Genomic DNA, 241 nt, shown 5'->3' with positions numbered 1-241 from the left:
GGTCTGATAACTGGGGTGAAGTCGTAACAAGGTAGCCGTATCGGAAGGTGCGGCTGGATCACCTCCTTTCTAAGGAAGAATAAAGTAAGGGTTTTACGTACTGTTCAGGTCTCAAGGACCTAAAAAAGAATTCCGGTGCCGATGCGCTTATGGGACACACTCGTTCCCATCCCGAACACGACGGTTAAGACGTAAGCGGCCGATGGTACTATGCTGGAGACGGCATGGGAGAGCAGGTGGG

The 241-nt window shown here is 51.9% G+C and carries 2 rRNA genes; both read left to right on the top strand.

The features are described from left to right. A 16S ribosomal RNA gene (locus GPK90_RS17925) occupies positions 1 to 69 on the top strand; the annotation flags it as partial. A 62-nt stretch (positions 70 to 131) separates the two neighbouring features. Then, a 5S ribosomal RNA gene (gene rrf / locus GPK90_RS17920) occupies positions 132 to 241 on the top strand; the annotation flags it as partial.

The sequence above is a fragment of the Clostridium sp. MCC344 genome (genome assembly GCF_018785365.1).
Classification (GTDB): Bacteria; Bacillota; Clostridia; order Lachnospirales; family Lachnospiraceae; genus Pilosibacter.
This window is presented reverse-complemented; position numbering and strand designations above follow the sequence as displayed.